The sequence below is a fragment of the uncultured Tessaracoccus sp. genome, assembly GCF_947286155.1.
Taxonomy (GTDB): Bacteria; Actinomycetota; Actinomycetes; order Propionibacteriales; family Propionibacteriaceae; genus Arachnia.
Window position 1 is genome coordinate 1 of sequence record NZ_CAMYPD010000013.1, and the last position, 18,422, is coordinate 18,422.

Genomic DNA, 18,422 nt, shown 5'->3' on the forward strand with positions numbered 1-18,422 from the left:
TACACGTAAGGAGTCGTCGGCAGCGTCAGATGTGTATAAGAGACAGGTTCAACATTGAACTCAGCACGCGGCAACAGCGCGCGGTATCCGTCCTGGTTGTCTCGCAGATCTACTACTCGAAGCACGCCAAGTGAGTTTACCCGTCGTCATCCTCGGATTCCGGGGCGTCCACAGAGCGTTCTGGCAGGAACGCCGACAGCAACATCACCGGTGTGATGGCGAAGAATGGCCCGACGGCGAGCGCGCTGTGGGCGTGCAGCACCAGATCCATCTGCACGTAGTCGCCGACGTTCGCCATGGCGATGCGATCGGTCAAGCCCGATCCACCGATGAGCTCCCCCACAGGCCAGGCGGTGAGCGTCATCACGAGCGCGCCGATCACGCTCAGCACGACCACATGCCAGCTGCGCCTACTGAACCATGCCCACGTGAGTAACCCGAGTAGCACTCCGACGATGGCGGTAATGATCACGAACATGGCGTCGCCACCGATGATTTCGGCGTACGCGCGCTCGGACATCGTCGCGTGCAAATCCTCGCCGACGAGGTAGTGCGCCCTGGGTGCGAGCGAAACCCATACCACTCCGGCGAGCACGCCCGCTGCTGCGCAGACGATCAGCTGCGCCAGCGCCCGCCAACCGGAGCGTTCCCAAATGCCGCGCCCTGCGTCTTGCCGCATCAGTGCGCCATCCTCACGGAGGTGGGGCCGAGCAGCGCCTTCAGGTCAGCGAACAGTGGGGACGAGAGCTGCACGTGGAACCCGTCGGAGAGCCGGAACACCGTGGTACGCGCCTTGCCCTTCACCTCGACGTGCACCTCGGCGCTGCCGGGATAGGACGAGATGACCCGCTTGAGGTCTGCCACCAGCTTCGGCGTGCAACGCGTCTCAGCCATGGTGATGATCACCGGGCCGACGGCACCATCGCTGTTCACGTGGGGAGCGGTGACGTTCTGGGCGCGCATCCGTCCCCGGTCCTCCCCCGCTTCCACGACGCCTTCGATAGCAACGATGTTGTCCGGCTCCAAGATGCCCGAAACCCGCTCGTACACACGTGGGAACACCGTGACCTCGATACCGGTGGTGAGGTCTTCGAGCGTGACTTGCGCCCAGATGGCGCCGTGTTTGTTGACCCGGCGGTTGACGCTGGTGATCAACCCGCACAGCGTGGTGCTACCCGTAAAGGCATCCTCGCCGGCGGTGGATGCAATCGTGCGGTCGCTGTGCTCGGCGATGACGTGTTCCAGCCCGTTGAGGGGATGGTCGGAGACGTAGAGACCGAGCATGTCGCGCTCGAACGCGAGCTTCGTCTTCCTGTCCCACTCATCCAGATCGGGCACCGCGACGTGTTCCATCTGCTGGGCGTCATCGTCGACGGCGAGGCCGAAGAGGTCGTCCTGCCCGTTGGCGGCGTTGCGTTTCACGTCGATGATGGAATCGACGGCTTCCTCATACACGGACATGAGCGCGCGACGGGTGTGCCCCAGCTCGTCGAACGCGCCGCCGCGGATGAGCGATTCGATGATGCGCTTCGAACAGAATTGGAGCGGCGCCTTGTCGAGGAAATCGTTGAAGTCGCTCGCCGGGCCCAGCTCGTCGCGCTCTGCCAGCCATGCCTTCACCACTTTGTCGCCGACGTTGCGGATAGCGCCCAGACCGAAGCGGATGTCCTTGCCCACCGGTGTGAACGCCACCTCCGACGAGTTCACGTCGGGCAGCAGCACCTGGATGCCCATGTGTCGACACTCGTTGAGATAGATGGAGAGCTTGTCCTTATCGTCGCGCACAGATTGCAGCAGTGCGGCCATGTACTCCGTCGGATAGTGCGCCTTCAGGTAGGCCGTCCAGTACGCGACGAGGCCATAGGCGGCGGAGTGCGACTTGTTGAAGGCGTAGTCGGAGAACGGAACCAGGATTTCCCACAACGTCGTGATGCACTCGGCGGAGTAGCCTCGCTCCTTCATGCCCGCTTCGAACGTGACGTATTGCTTGTCGAGTTCGGCTTTCTTCTTCTTGCCCATAGCGCGTCGCAGCATGTCAGCGCCGCCCAGCGAGTAGCCGGCGACGCGCTGCGCGATCGACATGACCTGCTCCTGGTAGACGATCAGGCCGTACGTTTCGCCAAGGATGTCGGCCAGCGGCTCCTCGAGCTCGGGATGAATCGGCACGACGGCCTCGCGCCCGGTTTTGCGCCTGGCGTACTTGTTGTGCGAATCCGCGCCCATGGGGCCGGGGCGGTAGAGCGCGACGACAGCCGAGATGTCGGAGAACGAGTCTGGCTGCATGGAGCGCAGGAGCGCGCGCATGGGGCCACCGTCGAGCTGGAAGACGCCGAGCGTGTCACCCGCTGCCAGCAGCTCATAGGTGGCGACGTCGTCGAGCGGGAGCTGTTCTAGGTCAATCTTGTCGCCGGTGTTGCGTTCGATGTTCTCGATGGCATCGCCCAAGATGGTGAGGTTACGCAGCCCCAGGAAGTCCATCTTGATGAGCCCAAGCGATTCACAGCCCGGGTAATCGAATTGCGTGATGATGGCACCGTCGGATTCACGGCGCATGAGCGGGATGATATCGATGAGCGGATCACGCGACATGATGACGCCGGCCGCGTGCACGCCCCACTGGCGTTTGAGGCCCTCGATGCCCATGGCGGTATCGACGACGGTCTTCACATCCGGGTCTTGTTGGTACAGCTCACGGAACTCCGTGCCCTCCGCATAGCGCGGGTGGTTCTCGTCGAAGAGTTGCGGCAGCGGGATGCCCTTGCCCATGACGTCCGGCGGCATGGCCTTGGTGATCTTCTCGCCCACCGCGAACGGCATGTCGAGCACACGCGCGGAGTCTTTCACCGCAGCCTTGGCCTTAATGGAGCCGTAGGTGATGATCTGCGCCACCTTGTCCTGGCCGTACTTCTCGGTGACGTACTCGATCACCTCGCCGCGACGTCGATCGTCGAAGTCGATGTCGAAGTCGGGCATGGAGACGCGCTCTGGGTTCAGGAATCGCTCGAAGAACAGGCCGTGTTCGATCGGGTCGAGGTCGGTGATGCGCATCGCGTAGGCACACATGGAACCAGCACCCGAGCCACGTCCAGGGCCGACGTAAATGCCGTTGTTCTTCGCCCAGTTGATGAAGTCGGCCACGACGAGGAAGTAGCCGTTGAACCCCATCTGGGTGATGATGCCCGACTCGAAGTCGGCGCGCTCCTGGACTTCGCGCGGAATGCCGCCCGGGTAGCGGTATTCGAGCCCGCTTTGCACTTCTTTGTGGAACCAGGATTCCTCCGTCTCGCCGTCGGGCACCGGGAATACGGGCATGTAGATGCCGATGCCCTCGTCAAAAACGGTTTCGCAGCGCTCCGCGATGGCGAGGGTGTTGTCGCATGCATCCGGGTGCTCGCGGAAGAGCTCGCGCATCTCCTCAGGAGACTTCAGGTAGTAGCCAGAGCCGTTGAACATGAACCGGTCGGTCTGTGCCTTCCGCGCACCCGATGAGACGCACAGCAGCGTGTCGTGGGCGTCGGCGTCATCCTTGTGCACGTAGTGAAGGTCGTTCGTCGCGACGAGCGGGAGGTTGAGCTCTTTCGATAACCGGAGCAGATCTTTGCGGACGTTTGTCTCGATATCGAGGCCGTGGTCCATGAGCTCGACGTAGAAGTTGCCCTTGCCAAAGATGTCCTGGAACTCGCCGGCTGCTTCGCGCGCGTTGTTGTACTGCCCGAGCCGCAGAAAGGTTTGGATTTCACCCGACGGGCACCCCGTCGTCGCGATCAATCCTCGACCGTATTCGTTGAGCAGTTCGCGGTCGGCACGCGGTTTGTAGAAGAAGCCCTCGAGCGAGCTACGGGTGGAGAGGCGGAACAGGTTGTGCATCCCGTCTTTGTTTTCGGCCCACATCGTCATATGGGTATAGGCGCCCTTGGAGGCGACGTCGTCGCCGGTGCCGTCGCCGAACTGCACGCGCTTGCGTTCGCTGCGGTGCGTGCGCGGAGTGAGGTACGCCTCGAGCCCGATGATGGGCTTGACGTTGTAGTTCTTCGACGCCTTGTAGAACTCGTAGGCGCCGTACAGGTTGCCGTGGTCGGTGATCGCCAGCGACGGCATGCCCATCTTCTCGGCGTTTTCGAACAGGTCGTTCACCCTGGCGGCACCGTCGAGCATGGAAAACTCGGTGTGGTTGTGTAGGTGCACGAACGTGTCGGCCACGACTGTCCTCTCGGTTGGCTGGCGCAGCTACTCTACCTGCTCCATTGCGGGAAGCTCGAGGGCCGGACAACGCGTCGCCGTTGCGCGTGTAGCGATTTCGCGAGTGAGGTCGGCGAGGCCGGCGTCCAACCGCGTCTGCGCCAACTAGACTCATCGCCATGTTGACCACGCCCTGGGGCGAAGCCCTCGACAACGACGCCGTATTGCAGGACTACCCGCGCCCGCAGCTGGTTCGCGACTCCTACCTCAACCTCAATGGCACGTGGGACTACGCCGTCAGCACCGTCGACGACGGTGCTCGCCCCCAGTTCGACCGCTCAATCCTGGTGCCCTTCGCACCGGAAGCGCCGCTGTCTGGTGTGCTGCGCATCCTGCAACCCGACGAATTCGGGTGGTACCGCCGCACGTTCACCCTCCCCGAGAGCTTCGGCGACGGGCGAGTGCTGCTGCATTTCGGTGCCGTCGACCAGGACTGCCACGTCTGGATCGACGGCACCCCCGCAGGCGAGCACCGCGGAGGCGTGCTGCCGTTCACACTCGACATCACCGACCACCTCCATCGCGACGAGCACGAGATCGTCGTGCGGGTTCGCGACGTCACCGACACGTCGTACCGATCCCGCGGCAAGCAGTCGCTCACACCGGGCGGTATTTGGTACACGCCGAGCTCCGGTATCTGGCAGACCGTCTGGCTGGAATCTGTGCCTGAACAGCACGTTGAGGGCGTCGACTACACACCCCGCCTCGCCAGCGACGAGGTTGAGGTCACCGTGCGTGCTCCGAAGCCTGGCCGCGCCACCGTCGCGATCTCCGCCGAGGGCACGCAGCTTGCCGAGGTGGAGATGGACACCAATACCCCCACTACCGTGCGGTTGCCTGGTGCCCGACGCTGGAGCCCGAACGACCCGTTCCTGCACGACGTGCAGGTACGCCTGGGCACCGACGAAGTGTCCAGCTACTTCGGTATGCGCGAGGTGCGCGTGGCGAAGGACCCACGCGGGCACATGCGCGTGTTCCTCAACGACGAGCCCTTCCTCGTGAAGGGCCTGCTCGACCAGGGCTATTGGCCCGACGGCCTGCTCACCGCACCATCCGACGAGGCGCTCGCCTACGACGTCGCACTCGCAAAGAGCCTGGGCTTCAATACGCTGCGCAAGCACATCAAGGTGGAGCCGCTTCGTTGGTATCACCACTGCGATCGTATCGGCATGCTCGTGTGGCAGGACATGGTCAATGGCGGCACGAAGCCGTCGCGACTGCTCCCCCACGGCCCCAACGACGCGCCGAAGAAGGTGGACGATACCCGCCACGGACTCATGGGGCGCAAGGATGCGGCAGGCCGGGAGGAGTATCGCGCGGAGCTGGAGGGCACCGTCGCTCTGCTGAAAGCGTCGCCGTCGGTTGCGGTGTGGGTGCCTTTCAATGAAGGCTGGGGGCAGTTCGATGCCCTCGACGCCGCCCGCAGGCTGCGCGAGCTGGACCCGTCGCGCCCCGTCGACCACGCTTCCGGCTGGTTCGATCAGGGCGGCGGCGATTTCCGTAGTCAGCACGTGTACACGAAGGCGTATCGCCCCACCGCCGACGACTTTACTGACGGCCGAGCACTCGCGCTGACGGAGTACGGCGGCTACTCGCACCGCGTGCCAGGGCACGTCGCCGTCGAAAAGGAATTCGGTTACAAGCGGTACGTCAGCGGCGGCAAGTTCGAGCTCGCCTACGAAAAGCTGCACCGCACCGAAATCGCTGATGCCGTGGAGCGCGGATTGAGCGCCATCATCTACACGCAGCTGAGCGACGTCGAGGAAGAGACGAATGGCCTGGTCACCTACGACCGGCGCGTCGTGAAGCTCGACGAAGCCCGCTCCCTGGCCATCATGGCATCCCTTGACGAGGCCTTCCGACGCTCGCTCGGCGAGGAACCGCGCGCCTTCCCAGTCGCTGAGCGTGAACTCACCGAACCGGTGAACCTCACCATGCCCGACGGCACACTCAATGCCTCCGCCGTGGCTTGGAGCAGGGCTCCCCTGGTGCGCACCGACGGCATCGGCGGGCTGCGTCGACCCGGGCGCAACAAACGGTGGGAGCACTGGGGTGTGACCACGCCGACGCACGTGCTCGGACTCACCATCGCGCACCTCGACTACGCAGGCGTGCTCGGCTTCTACCTCGCCGATCGAGCCACTGGCCAGGAGTGGGTCGCCGACGCGACCATCCCGCTGGGTGGGCAGATCGAACTACCCGGCACGATTGGCGAAGGACGCAGCTACGGGCGCACCCGGAAGCTCATGCTGCGATTCGACGAAGTATCTTCCGGCGCGCGTCTGCGCGGCCAAGCGGGCGATGTAGCGTTCGACATCATCGCGCACCTCGATGAGGAGCGCGACATGCTCGGCGTCGTCGTACCTTGGGATGAGCAGACCTTCCAATACACGGTGAAGGATGTGGGCCGACGCGCCACGGGAACCATTTGGATTGGGAATGAGGCGCACAACGTGTCCGGCCCGGAGGCCTTCGCCACCCTCGACCACGGTCGGGGCCGCTGGCCCTACTCGGTGCACTGGAATTGGGGCGTGGGTGCGGGCAGGCTCGGCAAGCAACACCTCGCCATTCAGCTCGGCGGCAAGTGGACCGACGGTACCGGCAGCACCGAGAACGCCGTCGTCCTCGGGAACACCCTGCACAAAATCAGCCAAGAACTGCTGTGGGACTACGACGCCACGAACTTCAAGCAGCCCTGGCGGGTGCGAGGCGAAGGCATCGATCTACGGTTCAAGCCGTTCCACCTGCGCACGGCGTCCACGCAGCTCGGTGTTCTCTCCTCCAACACGAATCAGGCGTTCGGCACCTGGTCAGGCTCGCTGCGCCTCGACGGCGAATCCATCCGCGTGGATGGCCTCACTGGGTGGGCAGAGGATGTTCGCAACCGCTGGTGAGGTTAAGCCTCGGCGATAAGACGCTCGTAATCCTCGCGCAGATTCCCCACGTCGAGCCCTAGCGTGGTCCACACCACGTGCACTCGCTTGTCGCTGCCAACGCCGAGCACTTGCGTCGAGTGATCCACCTCGTACCCGCCGCTCGGCAGTTGTTTGCCCTTCTCAATCGCGATATGGAGTTGGTTGCCTGCGTCCATGATCGTGTCGAGGTCGCCGGTGAGGCCGACGAACGTGTCGTCCACCCGGGCGAGGTATTGGCGGAGTGCGTCCGGTGTGTCGCGGGCCGGATCCGTGGTGACCAAGATGGGTGTGATTTGCGAGGCGTCCCCGAGGCGCCGCTTCGCCGTAGCCATATCGGCCATGATGCCCGGGCACACGTCGGGGCAGTTGAGATACCCGAAGAACAGAGCGGCGGCGGGGGTGCTCCAACCGGTGCGGAGATTGAACGGTTTGCCGTGCTGGTCGGTGAGTTCGACGTCGGGGAGCTCCCACCCGTCAGGAATCTGCGTGCCGTGGAAGGCGCTGTCAGTGGAGGCGCCTTCCACGGTGGCCGCACCCTTGTCAGCGTCGCTGCAGGCGGCGACGAGGGAGAGCCCGGCGGCTCCGGTGATGAGGTGGCGTCGCGAAATCACTGTTTGCTCCCGCCCGCAGCGATGTCGCCAGCAAGCGCGCGTAAATCAGCAAGCCCGGAGCTGAAATCTGATGCGTTCTCGATCGTGGCGATGAGCGCCGAGCCCACGATCACGAGGTCGGCGAATGCGGCTGTCTCGTGCGCCTGCTGGCCGTTCGAGATGCCGAGTCCGATGCCCACCGGAATGGTGGGGTCCGCTGCCCGCGCCCGCTCGACGATGCGTGGCGCCGCCTCGGACGTCTGCTGACGTGCACCCGTGACGCCCATCACTGACGTGGCGTACACCCACCCGCGCGAGGCCTGCATCGTCATCGTGAGCCGCTCATCGGTGGACGACGGAGCGATGAGGAAGATGCGGTCGAGACCGTGCGCGTCGGTGGCCGCCATCCACTCTTCGCAATCGTCGGCTGGCAGATCAGGGGTGATGACTCCCCCGCCGCCCGCGTTGGCGAAGTCACGCGCGAAGGCGTCGACGCCGTAGGCTTCGATGAGGTTCCAGTAGGTCATCGTGAGCGGCGTGGCGCCTGCCTGCGCCACGCGCTCGGCGGCGCGGAACACGTCGCGGGTGCGTACCCCGCCCTGCAATGCGTGGGTGGCGGCGCGCTGAATAACTTTGCCATCCATCAGCGGGTCGGAATACGGGATGCCGATCTCCACCATATCTGCGCCGCGTCCGTCGCTGCCTTCGACGATGGCTTCCATCGCCTGCATGGAGCGTTCGACGTCGGGATATCCAACCGGATAGTAGCCGACGGTCGCCGCGCGGCTTTCGTCGAGGCAGCGCGCGACGATGCGCCCGGACTTACCGAGGCGGTGTTCGGGGTACGCCATGTCAGGCACCTACCTTCAGGTCGGGCTCGCCGGTTAGCCCGAACCAGTCGAATGCGGTCGATGTGTCCTTGTCGCCTCGCCCCGACAGACACACCAGGATGCGGGGTGTCGTCGACGGTGCCTCCTCGGCCAGCCGACGGCCCAGGCGCAGCGCGCCGGCGAGTGCGTGCGCCGACTCAATGGCCGGGATGATGCCCTCGGTCTGGGTGAGCAGTTTGAAGGCGTCCATCGCTTCGGTGTCGGTGACCGATTCGTAGATGGCGCGCCCGGTATCGGCGAGCCACGCGTGCTCTGGGCCAACCCCTGGGTAGTCGAGGCCAGCGGAGATGGAGTGCGATTCGATCGTCTGGCCGTCCTCGTCTTGCAGCACGTACGTGCGGGTGCCGTGCAACACGCCGGGCGAGCCGGCACCAATCGTGGCGGAGTGGCGGCCCGTCTCGACACCGTCTCCCCCCGCTTCAATACCCAGCAGGGCGACGTCGTCGTCGATGAAATCGTAGAACTGGCCGATGGCGTTGGATCCGCCACCCACACACGCGACGACGTGGGTGGGCAGGCCGCCGAACCGCTCGAGCATCTGCGCCCGTGACTCCGTCGAGATGACGCGCTGGAACTCCCGCACCATGGTGGGGAACGGATGCGGCCCGCTGACGGTGCCGATGAGGTAGTGGGTGTCGTCGACGGTGGTCACCCAGTCGCGCATGGCTTCGTTCATGGCGTCTTTCAGGGTGCGCGAACCAGCGGCTACGGCGACCACTTCGGCGCCGAGCAGCTGTATGCGTGCGACGTTGAGCGCCTGGCGTTGCGTGTCCACCTCGCCCATGTACACGCGGCATTCGAGCCCGAACAGCGCGGCAGCGGTGGCCGTCGCGACTCCGTGCTGCCCAGCGCCAGTTTCAGCGATCACGCGACGCTTGCCCATGCGTTTGGTGAGTAGCGCTTGCCCCAGCACGTTGTTGATCTTGTGCGCGCCGGTGTGGTTCAGATCCTCGCGCTTGAGGTACACCTCGGCGTTGCCGGCGTGTTCGGAAAAGCGCTTGGCGAGGGTGACCGGTGTCGGGCGACCAGAGTAGTCGTGTTGGAGCCGACGAAGCTCCTCACCGAAGCTGGGGTCGGCCTGTGCGTCGGCGAAGGCCTGTTGCAGTTCCAGTAGGGCGGCTTGCAGCGCTTCGGGGACGAACTTGCCCCCGTACCGGCCGAAGTGGCCCAGCTCGTCGGGAAGTGAAGTCATGGAGGCAACACTAGCTGTACTTGCCGGCGAGGTCGTGGATGCTGTCCGTTGGGGTGCGGGCTGAAGCAGCGGTGTGGAAGCTGCCGGTACGTAGTGGAGTGCCTCCAGAAAGGCTGCTCGATTGATTCCAGTTATGCCAGTATCGACCGTTGGTTTCACCTCTTGAGGTGACGTATTGTGTACACATAGATACACGAAAGGAGTCACCATGAGTAGCTCTGTAGGCATCAGGGAATTCCGGGCTGGACTAGCCCATTACATAGCTTCGTCCGAGCCCGTGGCAGTGACTCGCCACGGAGTCACCGTCGGTTGGTTCATCCCAACAGCTGTTGACCGAAACACTCAGGTCGCCTCGTTACGCTCGGCAGCGCACAAGCTGGACACGCTCCTCGCACAAAACGGCGTGACCGCTGATGAGGTGGTGGCCGACTACGCAGCCGCTCGCAGTTCGCAATGACAGATTCCCGTCGCGCCGTCGTTGTAGACGCCAACATCCTGATCCGTCTCGTGCTGGGCACCCGGGTGCGAGAACTCGTTCTGGACCATCTCGACGCCGTCGATTTCTTCACACCACAAGAATGTTTCGACGACGCGCGCCGCTACCTTCCCGGCCTGCTTGAGCGTCGCGGAATCGACCCCGCTGCTGCGCTCGAGGTGCTGGATCAGTTCGAGGCCCTGATCTTCCCGCTCTCCGAAGCAACATACGCTGAAGCTCAGTCAGACGCGATGGCTCGCATTGGCGCGCGCGATGCGAAGGACTGGCCGATCCTCGCCGCAGCACTCACCCTGGGCTGCCCGATCTGGACCGAAGACCAGGATTTCTTCGGTACGGGGGTCTCCACCTGGACCACTGATCGGGTCGCTCTTTTTCTCTCGGAAGCGACCTCCTGACGTACCTCTGAACATGCGAGGACTACCCAGCGACTAGTTCGAGGAATCACCCAGAGCGATCTATCACGGCCATCTGTGCCCGAAGGCTCTTCTCAATAACATGCTCGTTGCTGGCAGTAAGTGCTAGCTGGCTTCGGTAATTGCCTCGACGCCCGCATGTACTTACGGGGTAGCCCTTGTGATAGTGGCGCGTTTCCGAAGCAGTACGGTGATCTTGTAGAGAGCGACGACAATAAAGATGCTGAACACGGCAACGGGCAGGAACTGGGGCCAGAACGCCACGACCAAGACGATCGACGCTGCGAGGATCACCGTCCACTTCGCCAGCAGAAACCGCAACTCAGCCGTTCGAGACATAGGTGCCTCCTCCAATCTGGAGCGTGCCGTCGGTGACTCAACCCACAACCGTCGTGGGCGACGAACCAGGCATGTCGCGCATGGTTGATGCAAAAAATCTACAGCTACCCGGCACTCAGCGCTCTGACGGCCTGTCTCGGCTGGCCGTGCCGAACGAGCGCCTCGCCGACGAGGATCACGTCAGCGCCCTCGTCGCGCACGCGGCGGGCGTCGTCGGGGGTGAAAATGCCCGATTCGGCAACGCGGACCACGCCGTCGCCGATGTGGCTGGCGAGCCGGCCAAAGTTGGCGAGGTCCACGTCGAGGGTTTTCAGGTTGCGGTTGTTGACGCCGACGAGTTCCGCTCCGGCAGTGAGCGCGCGGTCGGCTTCCTCGACAGTGTGCACTTCCACCAACGGGGTGAGCTGCAGATCGTGGGCCAGCTGGAGGAAGCGAGCGAGCTCGGCGTCGGTGAGCGCTGCGACGATGAGGAGCACGAGGTCAGCACCATGCACGCACGCCTCGAGGAACTGGTACTCGTCGACCATGAAATCCTTGCGCAGCACCGGGATGTCCACGCGGGCCCGCACGGCGTCGAGGTCGTCGAGCGAACCGCCAAACCGTCGCTGCTCGGTGAGCACGGAGATGGCCGACGCGCCGCCCGCCTCGTACTCGTGTGCCAGCGCGGCCGGATCGTCGATGGCAGCGAGCGCGCCCTTCGACGGCGACTTGCGCTTCACTTCCGCAATGACGCTCAGTCCATCACCGCGAAACGCGGGCATAGGATTGCGCGTTGGCGGGCACGCCTCGAGCTGCTCCTCGAGCGTCGTGAGAGGGACGCGGTTCCGGCGTTCGTCCATGTCGACACGAACCCCGGCGATGATGGAGTCGAGGACACTCACGGCTGGCCGAGGCCCATCGCCTTCATCACCATCGTGACAAGGCCGGCGAGCAGCACCACGCCACCACCGATGATGACGACCACCCAGGAGGGGCCGAGCATGACTCCAATGAAGGCGATGATAAAACCGATCGCTGCCAGAATGCTGCCGGTCCAAGCCGCGGGGCTCTGACCATGGTGGTAGTAACGGGCTGTGCTCGCCATCCTCATCCCTTTCTTCGCTACGACCAGGACAATACCGCAACTGACGCGGATGCGACGGCGCATGCACGCCGCCTAGAGTGATCCCCGATGACCGACCCCTACAGCCTGCTCGCTCCTTGGTACGCGCAGTATGCCCGCGACCTGCCATGGCGGCGCCCGAACTTTCCTGCCTGGGGCACGCTGGTGAGCGAGATCATGCTGCAACAGACGCAGGCCTCGCGGGTCGCCGTCGAGATTGATCAGTGGCTCACGAGGTGGCCGACGCCGGCTGCCCTGGCCGCAGCTCCCACCGCTGACGTGCTGCGCGCGTGGGGAAATCTGGGCTATCCGCGCCGTGCACTGCGCCTGCAGCAGGCTGCGCGGGAGATCGTCGAGCGACACGACGGCGAGGTGCCCGACGACGTGGAAGCCCTGCTCGCGTTGCCCGGCGTCGGTGATTACACCGCGCGCGCCGTCGCCGTGTTCCACTACCGTCAGCGACATCCTGTCGTGGATACGAATGTTCGACGAGTGGTGGCTCGTTACGTGCATGGCCTGGCCAATCAGGCCGGTGCGAGGCGGAGCGACCTGAGTGATGTGGAACGGCTGCTACCCGCTGATCCGGATGAGGCAGGGCTCGTCGACGCGGCGCTCATGGAGCTCGGTACACTGGTGTGCACGAGCAAGTCGCCGGCTTGCGACGCGTGTCCGCTGCAGCTCCGATGCGCCTGGGTGCGGGCGGGCAAACCGGACAATGCCCCAACAGGGAGGCCGCGACAGGCGAAGTTCGAGGGCAGCGACCGTCAGGCCCGTGGGAAGGTGTTGGGGGCGTTGCGGGCGGCCGACGGGCCGCTTGCCGAAGCCGATGTCGAGGCGCTGTGGCCCGATGCTGTGCAGCGCGAGCGCGCAGTGGCGTCGCTCGTGGCCGATGGGCTCGTGGAAAGCACCCCGGAGGGGCTCAGCCTGCCGCGGTGATCTCCAAAAAGTGACCGTTATCCTCCACGTGCGGAAATAATCGGCGCATTCTGGGCAATATTTGCCGCGTGTGGAGGATAACGGTCGAATTCTCGACTTGCGCCGGCGGTTACCCCACTACCGGGCCTATCTTGTACTGCTCGAGCGTGGTGTGCGGCCGCTGCTCTTCGCCGTGCTTCTTAGTGAACTCGGCAGTGGCGTCAGTGCCGCAGATTCGACCGATCTTGCTGGGGCCACCCGGGTGGCGAGGCAGCCAGTCGCTCAAGTCGTAAGCGTTCCCGGCCACAGCAACCCAGCAGTCGTCGGGGGAAGCATGCTTGGACACTTCCAGCATGGTGACGCCGTTCGGGGCCGTCTGCGTGGGCTTGCTCGGAGGGTTGACGACGTCCATCCAGGTGGCCTGGGCCCCGAGATGCCCGACGGTGACTGTGAGTGCCAACACGCCGAGGCCGATGAACGACGAGATCATTCCCCCGAGCAACTTCATCCGGGCGGTTTGGTCTGATTTACCGGCGATACGTACGTCGTGGCGTACCCACCACAACCAACCGCCCCCGACTACGAGGAACAGCAGCGAAGCCCACACCAACCAACGCCCTAGTTCGGCGTGGGTGGTGGGTTCGCCCCCGACGTATGGTGCAAGCGCCTCGCCGGTCTGTTTCGCGATGATCGTCGAGATGAACCCCACCGCGAGTACGACGATGGTCGGCACCGCCATGCGTCGGCGTGCCTTCGGCTGAGCGGTGAGGAAGATGATGCTCAGCGCGGCAAGCGGCAGCAGCACGACGGGAAGATGCACGATCAGAGGGTGCAGGGGAAGGCCGGCAAGAATAACCATGAGTGAAATCGTAGTGGCTCACAGCGTTGGGTCTTCGCCTTTGTCTAGCTCCTCCCACAAGCTGCGTTGCTGCACCCGCGGAGGGCGCTGCGTGCGCCAGGTTGGTCCAACAGTGACGAACAGCACGGATGCCACGAACAGCGCCACGAAAGCGACCACGACCCACGGCTGCTCCATCACGGATACGACGATGCCCGTCACGCTAAGCAGCGCGAGCACGACTCCCAGCACGCGCAGCCCACGCCCGTGCAGCATGAGGCTGAGCCCAATCGCAGCGAGTCCTGCCCAGGCGACGCCGCGCGTGGTCGTCGCGTCGAGGAAATTGCCAGCGATCGCCGCGCCACCCGCGCCCACCAGGCCGATGATCGTCGTCGATGCACGCGAGGTCAGCGCCACGACTCCGCCTTCTGGATCGCTGTGATGACTGCCCTGGCTTTGTGGGAGCACTCGGCGTCCTCGGCCGAGGGCACCGAGTCCTTGACGACGCCGGCGCCCGCCTGGACGTGAGCGATGCCGTCGGCAATCACGGCGGTGCGAATCGCGATGGCGACCTCGGCGTTGCCGGCGAAGTCGAGGTAGCCCACGACACCGCCATAGAGGCCCCGACGAGTGACCTCCAGCTGTTCGATGATCTCCATCGCTCGCACCTTGGGCGCACCGGAAAGGGTTCCCGCCGGGAAGCAGGCAAGCACGGCATCGAGGGCGCTGCAGTCGGCGCGCAGCTTCCCCGTCACCGCAGCTTCGAGGTGCATGATGTGCGAGTAGCGATGCACCTCGAGCATCTCCTCCACGACGACGCTGCCGGGCTGGCAGATGCGCCCCAGATCGTTGCGCCCGAGATCGACCAGCATGATGTGCTCTGCGCGCTCCTTCTCGTCTGCGACGAGTTCTTCGGCGAGCTGGCGGTCTTCGTGTGGGGTGGCCCCACGAGGGCGCGAGCCGGCGATGGGGCGCGTGGTGGCGACACCGTCGCGCACCTGCACCAGCGCCTCGGGAGATGCCCCGACGATCGAGAACTCGTCGAGGCTGAGGTAGTACATGTAGGGGCTGGGGTTGGTGGTGCGCAGCGCGCGGTACACGTCGAAGGGGTGCGCGTTGGTGGGGATGTCGAAGCGTTGCGAGGCAACGATCTGGAACGCCTCCCCCGCCGCGATTTCTTCTTGTGCCTGCCGCACGATGGCCTCGAACTCGGCGCTGGTGCGCTGGCGTCGGATGTCTACTTCGGCGGGCTCGGTGGGCGTCGCGGTGAGCGGGCGTCGGGCATCGCACACTCGGGCGCGCATGTCGTCGATGGCTTGCACGGCGCGCTCGTAGGCTTGGTCGACGCGTTCCGGTGAGCCGTCCCAGTTGATGGCGTTGGCGACGAGCCAGAGTTCGCCTTGTTGGTGGTCGAGGATGGCGACTTCGCTGGTGAGCAGGAACAGCAGCTCGGGGAGGTTGAGGTCGTCGACGGTGTGCTCCGGCAAGCGTTCGAGGTGGCGGACGATGTCGTAGCCGAGGAACCCCACGAGGCCTGCCTGGAAGGGTGGCAGGTCGGGGTCTGGCTCCGTCGCGAGTTCCTGCAACGCGTCGCGCAACAACGTCAGCGGGCTGCCATGGTCGTCGAGGCCCGCGATGTCGCGCCCACTCCAGTGGGCCTCGCCCGCCCGCGAGGTGAGCGTCGCCTCGGAGCGCACGCCGACGATCGACCACCGCCCCTGCGCTCCGGCTTCCGCGGATTCGAGCAGGAAGGTGCCCGCGCGGTCGCGGCAGAGTTGGTCGAACAAGGCGACGGGGGTCAGGTCGTCGGCCACGAGCTTTTGCCACACGGGGATGACGCGACGATGGCTTGCCCGGGCGCGGAATTTGTCGAGGGTGATCATGCTTGCACCTCCAAGGGGTTCGAGAAGCAAGTGCGGGTGCCGGTGTGGCAGGCGGCGCCCACTTGGTTGACCTTCATGAGGATGGTGTCGCCGTCGCAATCGAGCCACAGCGACACGACCTCTTGGGTGTGCCCGGAGGTTTCGCCTTTGACCCAGAGTTCCTGGCGGCTGCGCGACCAGTAGGTTGCGCGCCCGGTGGTTTGGGTGAGGTGCAAGGCTTCTTCGTTCATCCAGGCCATCATGAGCACTTCGCCGTTGGCGGCGTCTTGCGCGATGACGGGGATGAGCCCGTCTTTGTTGAAGGTGATCTCCGGCATACCCCCCATTCAACCGCAGGTAGACTGCAACTATGACTTTTGCCCGCCGCCAACGTCGTCAATTGCTCGATGTCATGCGTACCGCTGGTCCACTTGCCCCCACAGCCTGCGAGGGCTGGCTGGTGCAAGACCTCGCTGCGCATCTGTGGGTACGAGAGCATCGCCCGTCTGCGTTGCCGGGCATCGGCGTGTCGCGCTTCGCAGCACACACCGATCGGTTGCAGATGGAGGGGCTGCACCGGCTGGGCTTCGAGGGGCTGCTCGAGAAGCTTGAGCGGCCTGGCTGGGTGATGCGTCTCGTCGATCCGCTCGTGAACGGCGCTGAGTTCTATCTGCACCTTGAAGACGTGCTGCGCCCGCGCGGTGAGCGCGCGGAGCTGAGTTCTAGCGACCAGGAGTATCTGCGCAAGATTGCGCTGCTGCTGGCACGCAAGACGCAGCTGGGTAAGCCGTACCGCCTGGTGGTGACACCCACCGACGGGCACACCAAGTCGTTCGGGAGTGGCGAGCAGGTGGTCTACGTCGAGGGCGCCCCCAACGAGCTGCTCCTCCACTTCAGCGGCCGCGACGCCGACGTCGCCATCACCACCGACGACGAACCCGCCTACCGGGCTTCGATCGCGGGACTGTAGTTGCTGCGTCTCGATACGGCCCTTCGGGCCTACTCGACGGTCGGTAGAGCCGGCCCCGGTGGTTGAGTAGCGGGTGCGCGGCCCCCAGTGGTTGAGTAGCCGCCGCAGGCGGCGTATCGAAACCACACGCCGATGATTTCGATACGCGCCCTACGGGCGCTACTCAATCATCGACTCGATGCAGCTACGTGAGCTTCTCCAGAATCAGTTCACGCACCTTGGCGGCGTCAGCCTGGCCGCGCATCGCTTTCATCACCTGGCCGATGAGCGCGCCGGCAGCCTGCACCTTGCCGCCGCGAATCTTGTCGGCGACGTCGGGGTTGGCGGCGATGGCATCATCGACGGCGGCAGCGAGCGCGCCCTCGTCAGACACGACCCCCAACCCGCGGGCATCCACAACCTCAGCCGGTTCACCCTCGCCGGCGATCACGCCGTCGATGACCTGGCGAGCCAGTTTGTCATTGATCCTGCCTTCGTCGACGAGCTCCTGCACCGCCGCGACCTGCGCGGGCGTGATACCAACGGCGTCGAGCTCCACGCCGGCCTCGTTCGCGCGTCGTGCCAAATCGGACACCCACCACTTTCGCGCCGCAGCGGGCGTCGCACCGGCGGCCACCGTGGCGTCGACGAGGTCGAGCGCTCCGGCGCCAACGATGCCGGCGAAGTCGATATCGGAGAAACCCCACGCCTCTTGCAACCGAGCTCGGCGCTGGGCGGGCGGCTCGGGAAGCGTGGCGCGCAGCTCCTCGATCCACTCCGGGCTGGCAGCCACGGGCAGCAGATCGGGTTCGGCGAAGTAACGGTAATCGTCGGCGTCAGACTTGGGCCTACCCGAGGTGGTGGTACCGGACGACTCGTCGAAGTGCCGCGTCTCCTGGAACACGCTCTCGCCGGCCTCGAGCACGTCGGCCTGCCGCTCGATCTCGGAGCGGATTGCCCGCTCGATGGAGCGCAGCGAGTTCACGTTCTTCGTCTCGGTGCGGGTGCCGAGCTCGTCGGCGCCCTTCCGGGCGATAGAAACGTTCGCGTCACACCGCAGCGAGCCCTGCTCCATACGCGCATCCGAGATGCCGAGCGCCTTCACCATTTCTCTGAGGTACGCGACGTAGGCGCGCGCCACCGCGGGCGTGTGTTCGCCTGCGCCAAGGATCGGGCGGGTGACGATCTCAATGAGCGGCACACCGGCGCGGTTGTAGTCGAGCAGCGAGTACTCCGACCCCTGGAGGCGCCCCGTCGAACCCTGGTGCGTCGACTTGCCGGCGTCCTCCTCCATGTGGGCGCGCTCAATCTCGACGCGGAAGGTCTTCCCCTCAACCTCGACGTCCACCCAGCCGTCGTGACAGATGGGTTCGTCGTACTGGCTGGTCTGGAAGTTCTTCGTCATGTCCGGGTAGAAGTAGTTCTTCCGGGCCATGCGGCTGTACGGGGCGATCTGGCAGTTGAGCACCAGCCCCAGCCTGATCGCGGACTCGACGGCCTTGCCGTTGATGCCGGGCAGGGAGCCGGGAAGCCCCAGGCACACCGGGCAAGTGTTGGTGTTGGGCTCGGCGCCAAAGGCGTTGGCGCAGCCACAGAACATCTTCGTCTTTGTGTTCAGCTCGACGTGCACCTCAAGGCCGACGGCCGGATCGAAGAGCTCAAGTGCAGAATCGAAATCCATC

At 64.8% G+C, this 18,422-nt stretch carries 17 protein-coding genes; 4 read left to right on the top strand and 13 right to left on the bottom strand.

Features of this window, described 5'->3' with window-relative positions; all coding sequences use genetic code 11:
* Positions 1-136: 136 nt before the first annotated feature.
* Positions 137-679 (bottom strand): hypothetical protein, encoded by a 543-nt coding sequence (locus Q0X68_RS04805; protein ID WP_297748330.1) that lies wholly within the window; start codon positions 677-679, stop codon positions 137-139.
* Positions 679-4,200, bottom strand: a complete 3,522-nt coding sequence (gene dnaE, locus Q0X68_RS04810) for a DNA polymerase III subunit alpha (protein ID WP_297748334.1) — start codon at positions 4,198-4,200, stop codon at positions 679-681. Before dnaE ends, Q0X68_RS04805 begins: the two co-directional genes overlap by 1 nt.
* Positions 4,201-4,358: 158 nt before the next feature.
* Between dnaE and Q0X68_RS04815 the strand changes: the two genes are divergently transcribed.
* Positions 4,359-7,133: a DUF2804 family protein gene (locus Q0X68_RS04815; protein WP_297748337.1), complete on the top strand. Its 2,775-nt coding sequence runs from the start codon at positions 4,359-4,361 to the stop codon at positions 7,131-7,133.
* Between the two features lie 2 nt (positions 7,134-7,135).
* Here the strand turns inward: Q0X68_RS04815 and Q0X68_RS04820 are convergent, their stop codons facing one another.
* The 3 genes from Q0X68_RS04820 to trpB are packed head-to-tail and all read right to left on the bottom strand — an operon-like array spanning position 7,136 to position 9,826.
* The gene (locus tag Q0X68_RS04820) at positions 7,136-7,765 is read right to left on the bottom strand and encodes an SCO family protein (RefSeq protein WP_297748340.1); all 630 of its coding nucleotides are present in this window, start codon (positions 7,763-7,765) and stop codon (positions 7,136-7,138) included.
* A complete protein-coding gene (gene trpA / locus Q0X68_RS04825; RefSeq protein WP_297748343.1) occupies positions 7,762-8,595 on the bottom strand; it encodes a tryptophan synthase subunit alpha in 834 nt (277 codons plus the stop codon). Before trpA ends, Q0X68_RS04820 begins: the two co-directional genes overlap by 4 nt.
* Before the next feature lies 1 nt (position 8,596).
* Complete coding sequence (gene trpB, locus Q0X68_RS04830; RefSeq protein WP_297748346.1) at positions 8,597-9,826, bottom strand: tryptophan synthase subunit beta; 1,230 nt, start codon at positions 9,824-9,826, stop codon at positions 8,597-8,599.
* A 453-nt stretch (positions 9,827-10,279) separates the two neighbouring features.
* Here trpB and Q0X68_RS04835 point away from each other — a divergent pair, with 453 nt between their 5' ends.
* A complete protein-coding gene (locus Q0X68_RS04835) occupies positions 10,280-10,717 on the top strand; it encodes a PIN domain-containing protein (protein WP_297748349.1) in 438 nt (145 codons plus the stop codon).
* Positions 10,718-10,879: 162 nt separating this feature from the next.
* Here Q0X68_RS04835 and Q0X68_RS04840 read toward each other — a convergent pair whose 3' ends face one another.
* The 3 genes from Q0X68_RS04840 to Q0X68_RS04850 all read right to left on the bottom strand — a co-directional run bounded on the left by Q0X68_RS04840 (position 10,880) and on the right by Q0X68_RS04850 (position 12,164).
* Entirely contained in the window at positions 10,880-11,074 is a 195-nt protein-coding gene (locus tag Q0X68_RS04840; RefSeq protein ID WP_297748352.1) for a hypothetical protein, read from the bottom strand.
* A 104-nt stretch (positions 11,075-11,178) separates the two neighbouring features.
* Complete coding sequence (gene trpC / locus Q0X68_RS04845) at positions 11,179-11,955, bottom strand: indole-3-glycerol phosphate synthase TrpC (protein ID WP_297748355.1); 777 nt, start codon at positions 11,953-11,955, stop codon at positions 11,179-11,181.
* Positions 11,952-12,164 carry an HGxxPAAW family protein gene (locus Q0X68_RS04850; RefSeq protein ID WP_108872467.1) on the bottom strand — a complete coding sequence of 71 codons (213 nt, stop codon included), beginning with the start codon at positions 12,162-12,164 and terminating at the stop codon, positions 11,952-11,954. The genes trpC and Q0X68_RS04850 overlap by 4 nt, the downstream gene beginning before the upstream one ends.
* 81 nt (positions 12,165-12,245) lie before the next feature.
* Between Q0X68_RS04850 and Q0X68_RS04855 the strand changes: the two genes are divergently transcribed.
* Entirely contained in the window at positions 12,246-13,112 is an 867-nt protein-coding gene (locus tag Q0X68_RS04855) for an A/G-specific adenine glycosylase (RefSeq protein WP_297748358.1), read from the top strand.
* Between the two features lie 109 nt (positions 13,113-13,221).
* Here the strand turns inward: Q0X68_RS04855 and Q0X68_RS04860 are convergent, their stop codons facing one another.
* The 4 genes from Q0X68_RS04860 to hisI are packed head-to-tail and all read right to left on the bottom strand — an operon-like array spanning position 13,222 to position 16,138.
* Positions 13,222-13,950 (bottom strand): cytochrome b5-like heme/steroid binding domain-containing protein, encoded by a 729-nt coding sequence (locus Q0X68_RS04860; RefSeq protein WP_297748360.1) that lies wholly within the window; start codon positions 13,948-13,950, stop codon positions 13,222-13,224.
* A gap of 18 nt (positions 13,951-13,968) precedes the next feature.
* On the bottom strand, positions 13,969-14,346 hold the full coding sequence (locus Q0X68_RS04865) for a hypothetical protein (RefSeq protein WP_297748362.1): 378 nt from the start codon (positions 14,344-14,346) through the stop codon (positions 13,969-13,971).
* Positions 14,337-15,812 (bottom strand): anthranilate synthase component I, encoded by a 1,476-nt coding sequence (locus Q0X68_RS04870; RefSeq protein ID WP_297748365.1) that lies wholly within the window; start codon positions 15,810-15,812, stop codon positions 14,337-14,339. Before Q0X68_RS04870 ends, Q0X68_RS04865 begins: the two co-directional genes overlap by 10 nt.
* Positions 15,809-16,138, bottom strand: a complete 330-nt coding sequence (gene hisI / locus Q0X68_RS04875; RefSeq protein ID WP_297748368.1) for a phosphoribosyl-AMP cyclohydrolase — start codon at positions 16,136-16,138, stop codon at positions 15,809-15,811. The genes Q0X68_RS04870 and hisI overlap by 4 nt, the downstream gene beginning before the upstream one ends.
* A gap of 23 nt (positions 16,139-16,161) precedes the next feature.
* Here hisI and Q0X68_RS04880 point away from each other — a divergent pair, with 23 nt between their 5' ends.
* Positions 16,162-16,761: a maleylpyruvate isomerase family mycothiol-dependent enzyme gene (locus Q0X68_RS04880; protein WP_297748370.1), complete on the top strand. Its 600-nt coding sequence runs from the start codon at positions 16,162-16,164 to the stop codon at positions 16,759-16,761.
* 184 nt (positions 16,762-16,945) lie between these two features.
* On the opposite strand, the gene gatB is transcribed toward Q0X68_RS04880, so the two are convergent.
* Complete coding sequence (gene gatB / locus Q0X68_RS04885) at positions 16,946-18,421, bottom strand: Asp-tRNA(Asn)/Glu-tRNA(Gln) amidotransferase subunit GatB (protein WP_297748373.1); 1,476 nt, start codon at positions 18,419-18,421, stop codon at positions 16,946-16,948.
* Position 18,422 lies beyond the last annotated feature (1 nt).

What these genes read in the sequence shown, in the direction of transcription:
- Q0X68_RS04805 (WP_297748330.1), bottom strand. Translation starts at nt 679, where the DNA reads ATGCGGCAAGACGCAGGGCGCGGCATTTGGGAACGCTCCGGTTGGCGG.
- Q0X68_RS04815 (WP_297748337.1), top strand. Translation starts at nt 4,359, where the DNA reads ATGTTGACCACGCCCTGGGGCGAAGCCCTCGACAACGACGCCGTATTG.
- trpA (WP_297748343.1), bottom strand. Translation starts at nt 8,595, where the DNA reads ATGGCGTACCCCGAACACCGCCTCGGTAAGTCCGGGCGCATCGTCGCG.
- trpB (WP_297748346.1), bottom strand. Translation starts at nt 9,826, where the DNA reads ATGACTTCACTTCCCGACGAGCTGGGCCACTTCGGCCGGTACGGGGGC.
- Q0X68_RS04835 (WP_297748349.1), top strand. Translation starts at nt 10,280, where the DNA reads ATGACAGATTCCCGTCGCGCCGTCGTTGTAGACGCCAACATCCTGATC.
- Q0X68_RS04840 (WP_297748352.1), bottom strand. Translation starts at nt 11,074, where the DNA reads ATGTCTCGAACGGCTGAGTTGCGGTTTCTGCTGGCGAAGTGGACGGTG.
- Q0X68_RS04850 (WP_108872467.1), bottom strand. Translation starts at nt 12,164, where the DNA reads ATGAGGATGGCGAGCACAGCCCGTTACTACCACCATGGTCAGAGCCCC.
- Q0X68_RS04855 (WP_297748358.1), top strand. Translation starts at nt 12,246, where the DNA reads ATGACCGACCCCTACAGCCTGCTCGCTCCTTGGTACGCGCAGTATGCC.
- Q0X68_RS04860 (WP_297748360.1), bottom strand. Translation starts at nt 13,950, where the DNA reads ATGGTTATTCTTGCCGGCCTTCCCCTGCACCCTCTGATCGTGCATCTT.
- Q0X68_RS04870 (WP_297748365.1), bottom strand. Translation starts at nt 15,812, where the DNA reads ATGATCACCCTCGACAAATTCCGCGCCCGGGCAAGCCATCGTCGCGTC.
- hisI (WP_297748368.1), bottom strand. Translation starts at nt 16,138, where the DNA reads ATGGGGGGTATGCCGGAGATCACCTTCAACAAAGACGGGCTCATCCCC.
- Q0X68_RS04880 (WP_297748370.1), top strand. Translation starts at nt 16,162, where the DNA reads ATGACTTTTGCCCGCCGCCAACGTCGTCAATTGCTCGATGTCATGCGT.
- gatB (WP_297748373.1), bottom strand. Translation starts at nt 18,421, where the DNA reads ATGGATTTCGATTCTGCACTTGAGCTCTTCGATCCGGCCGTCGGCCTT.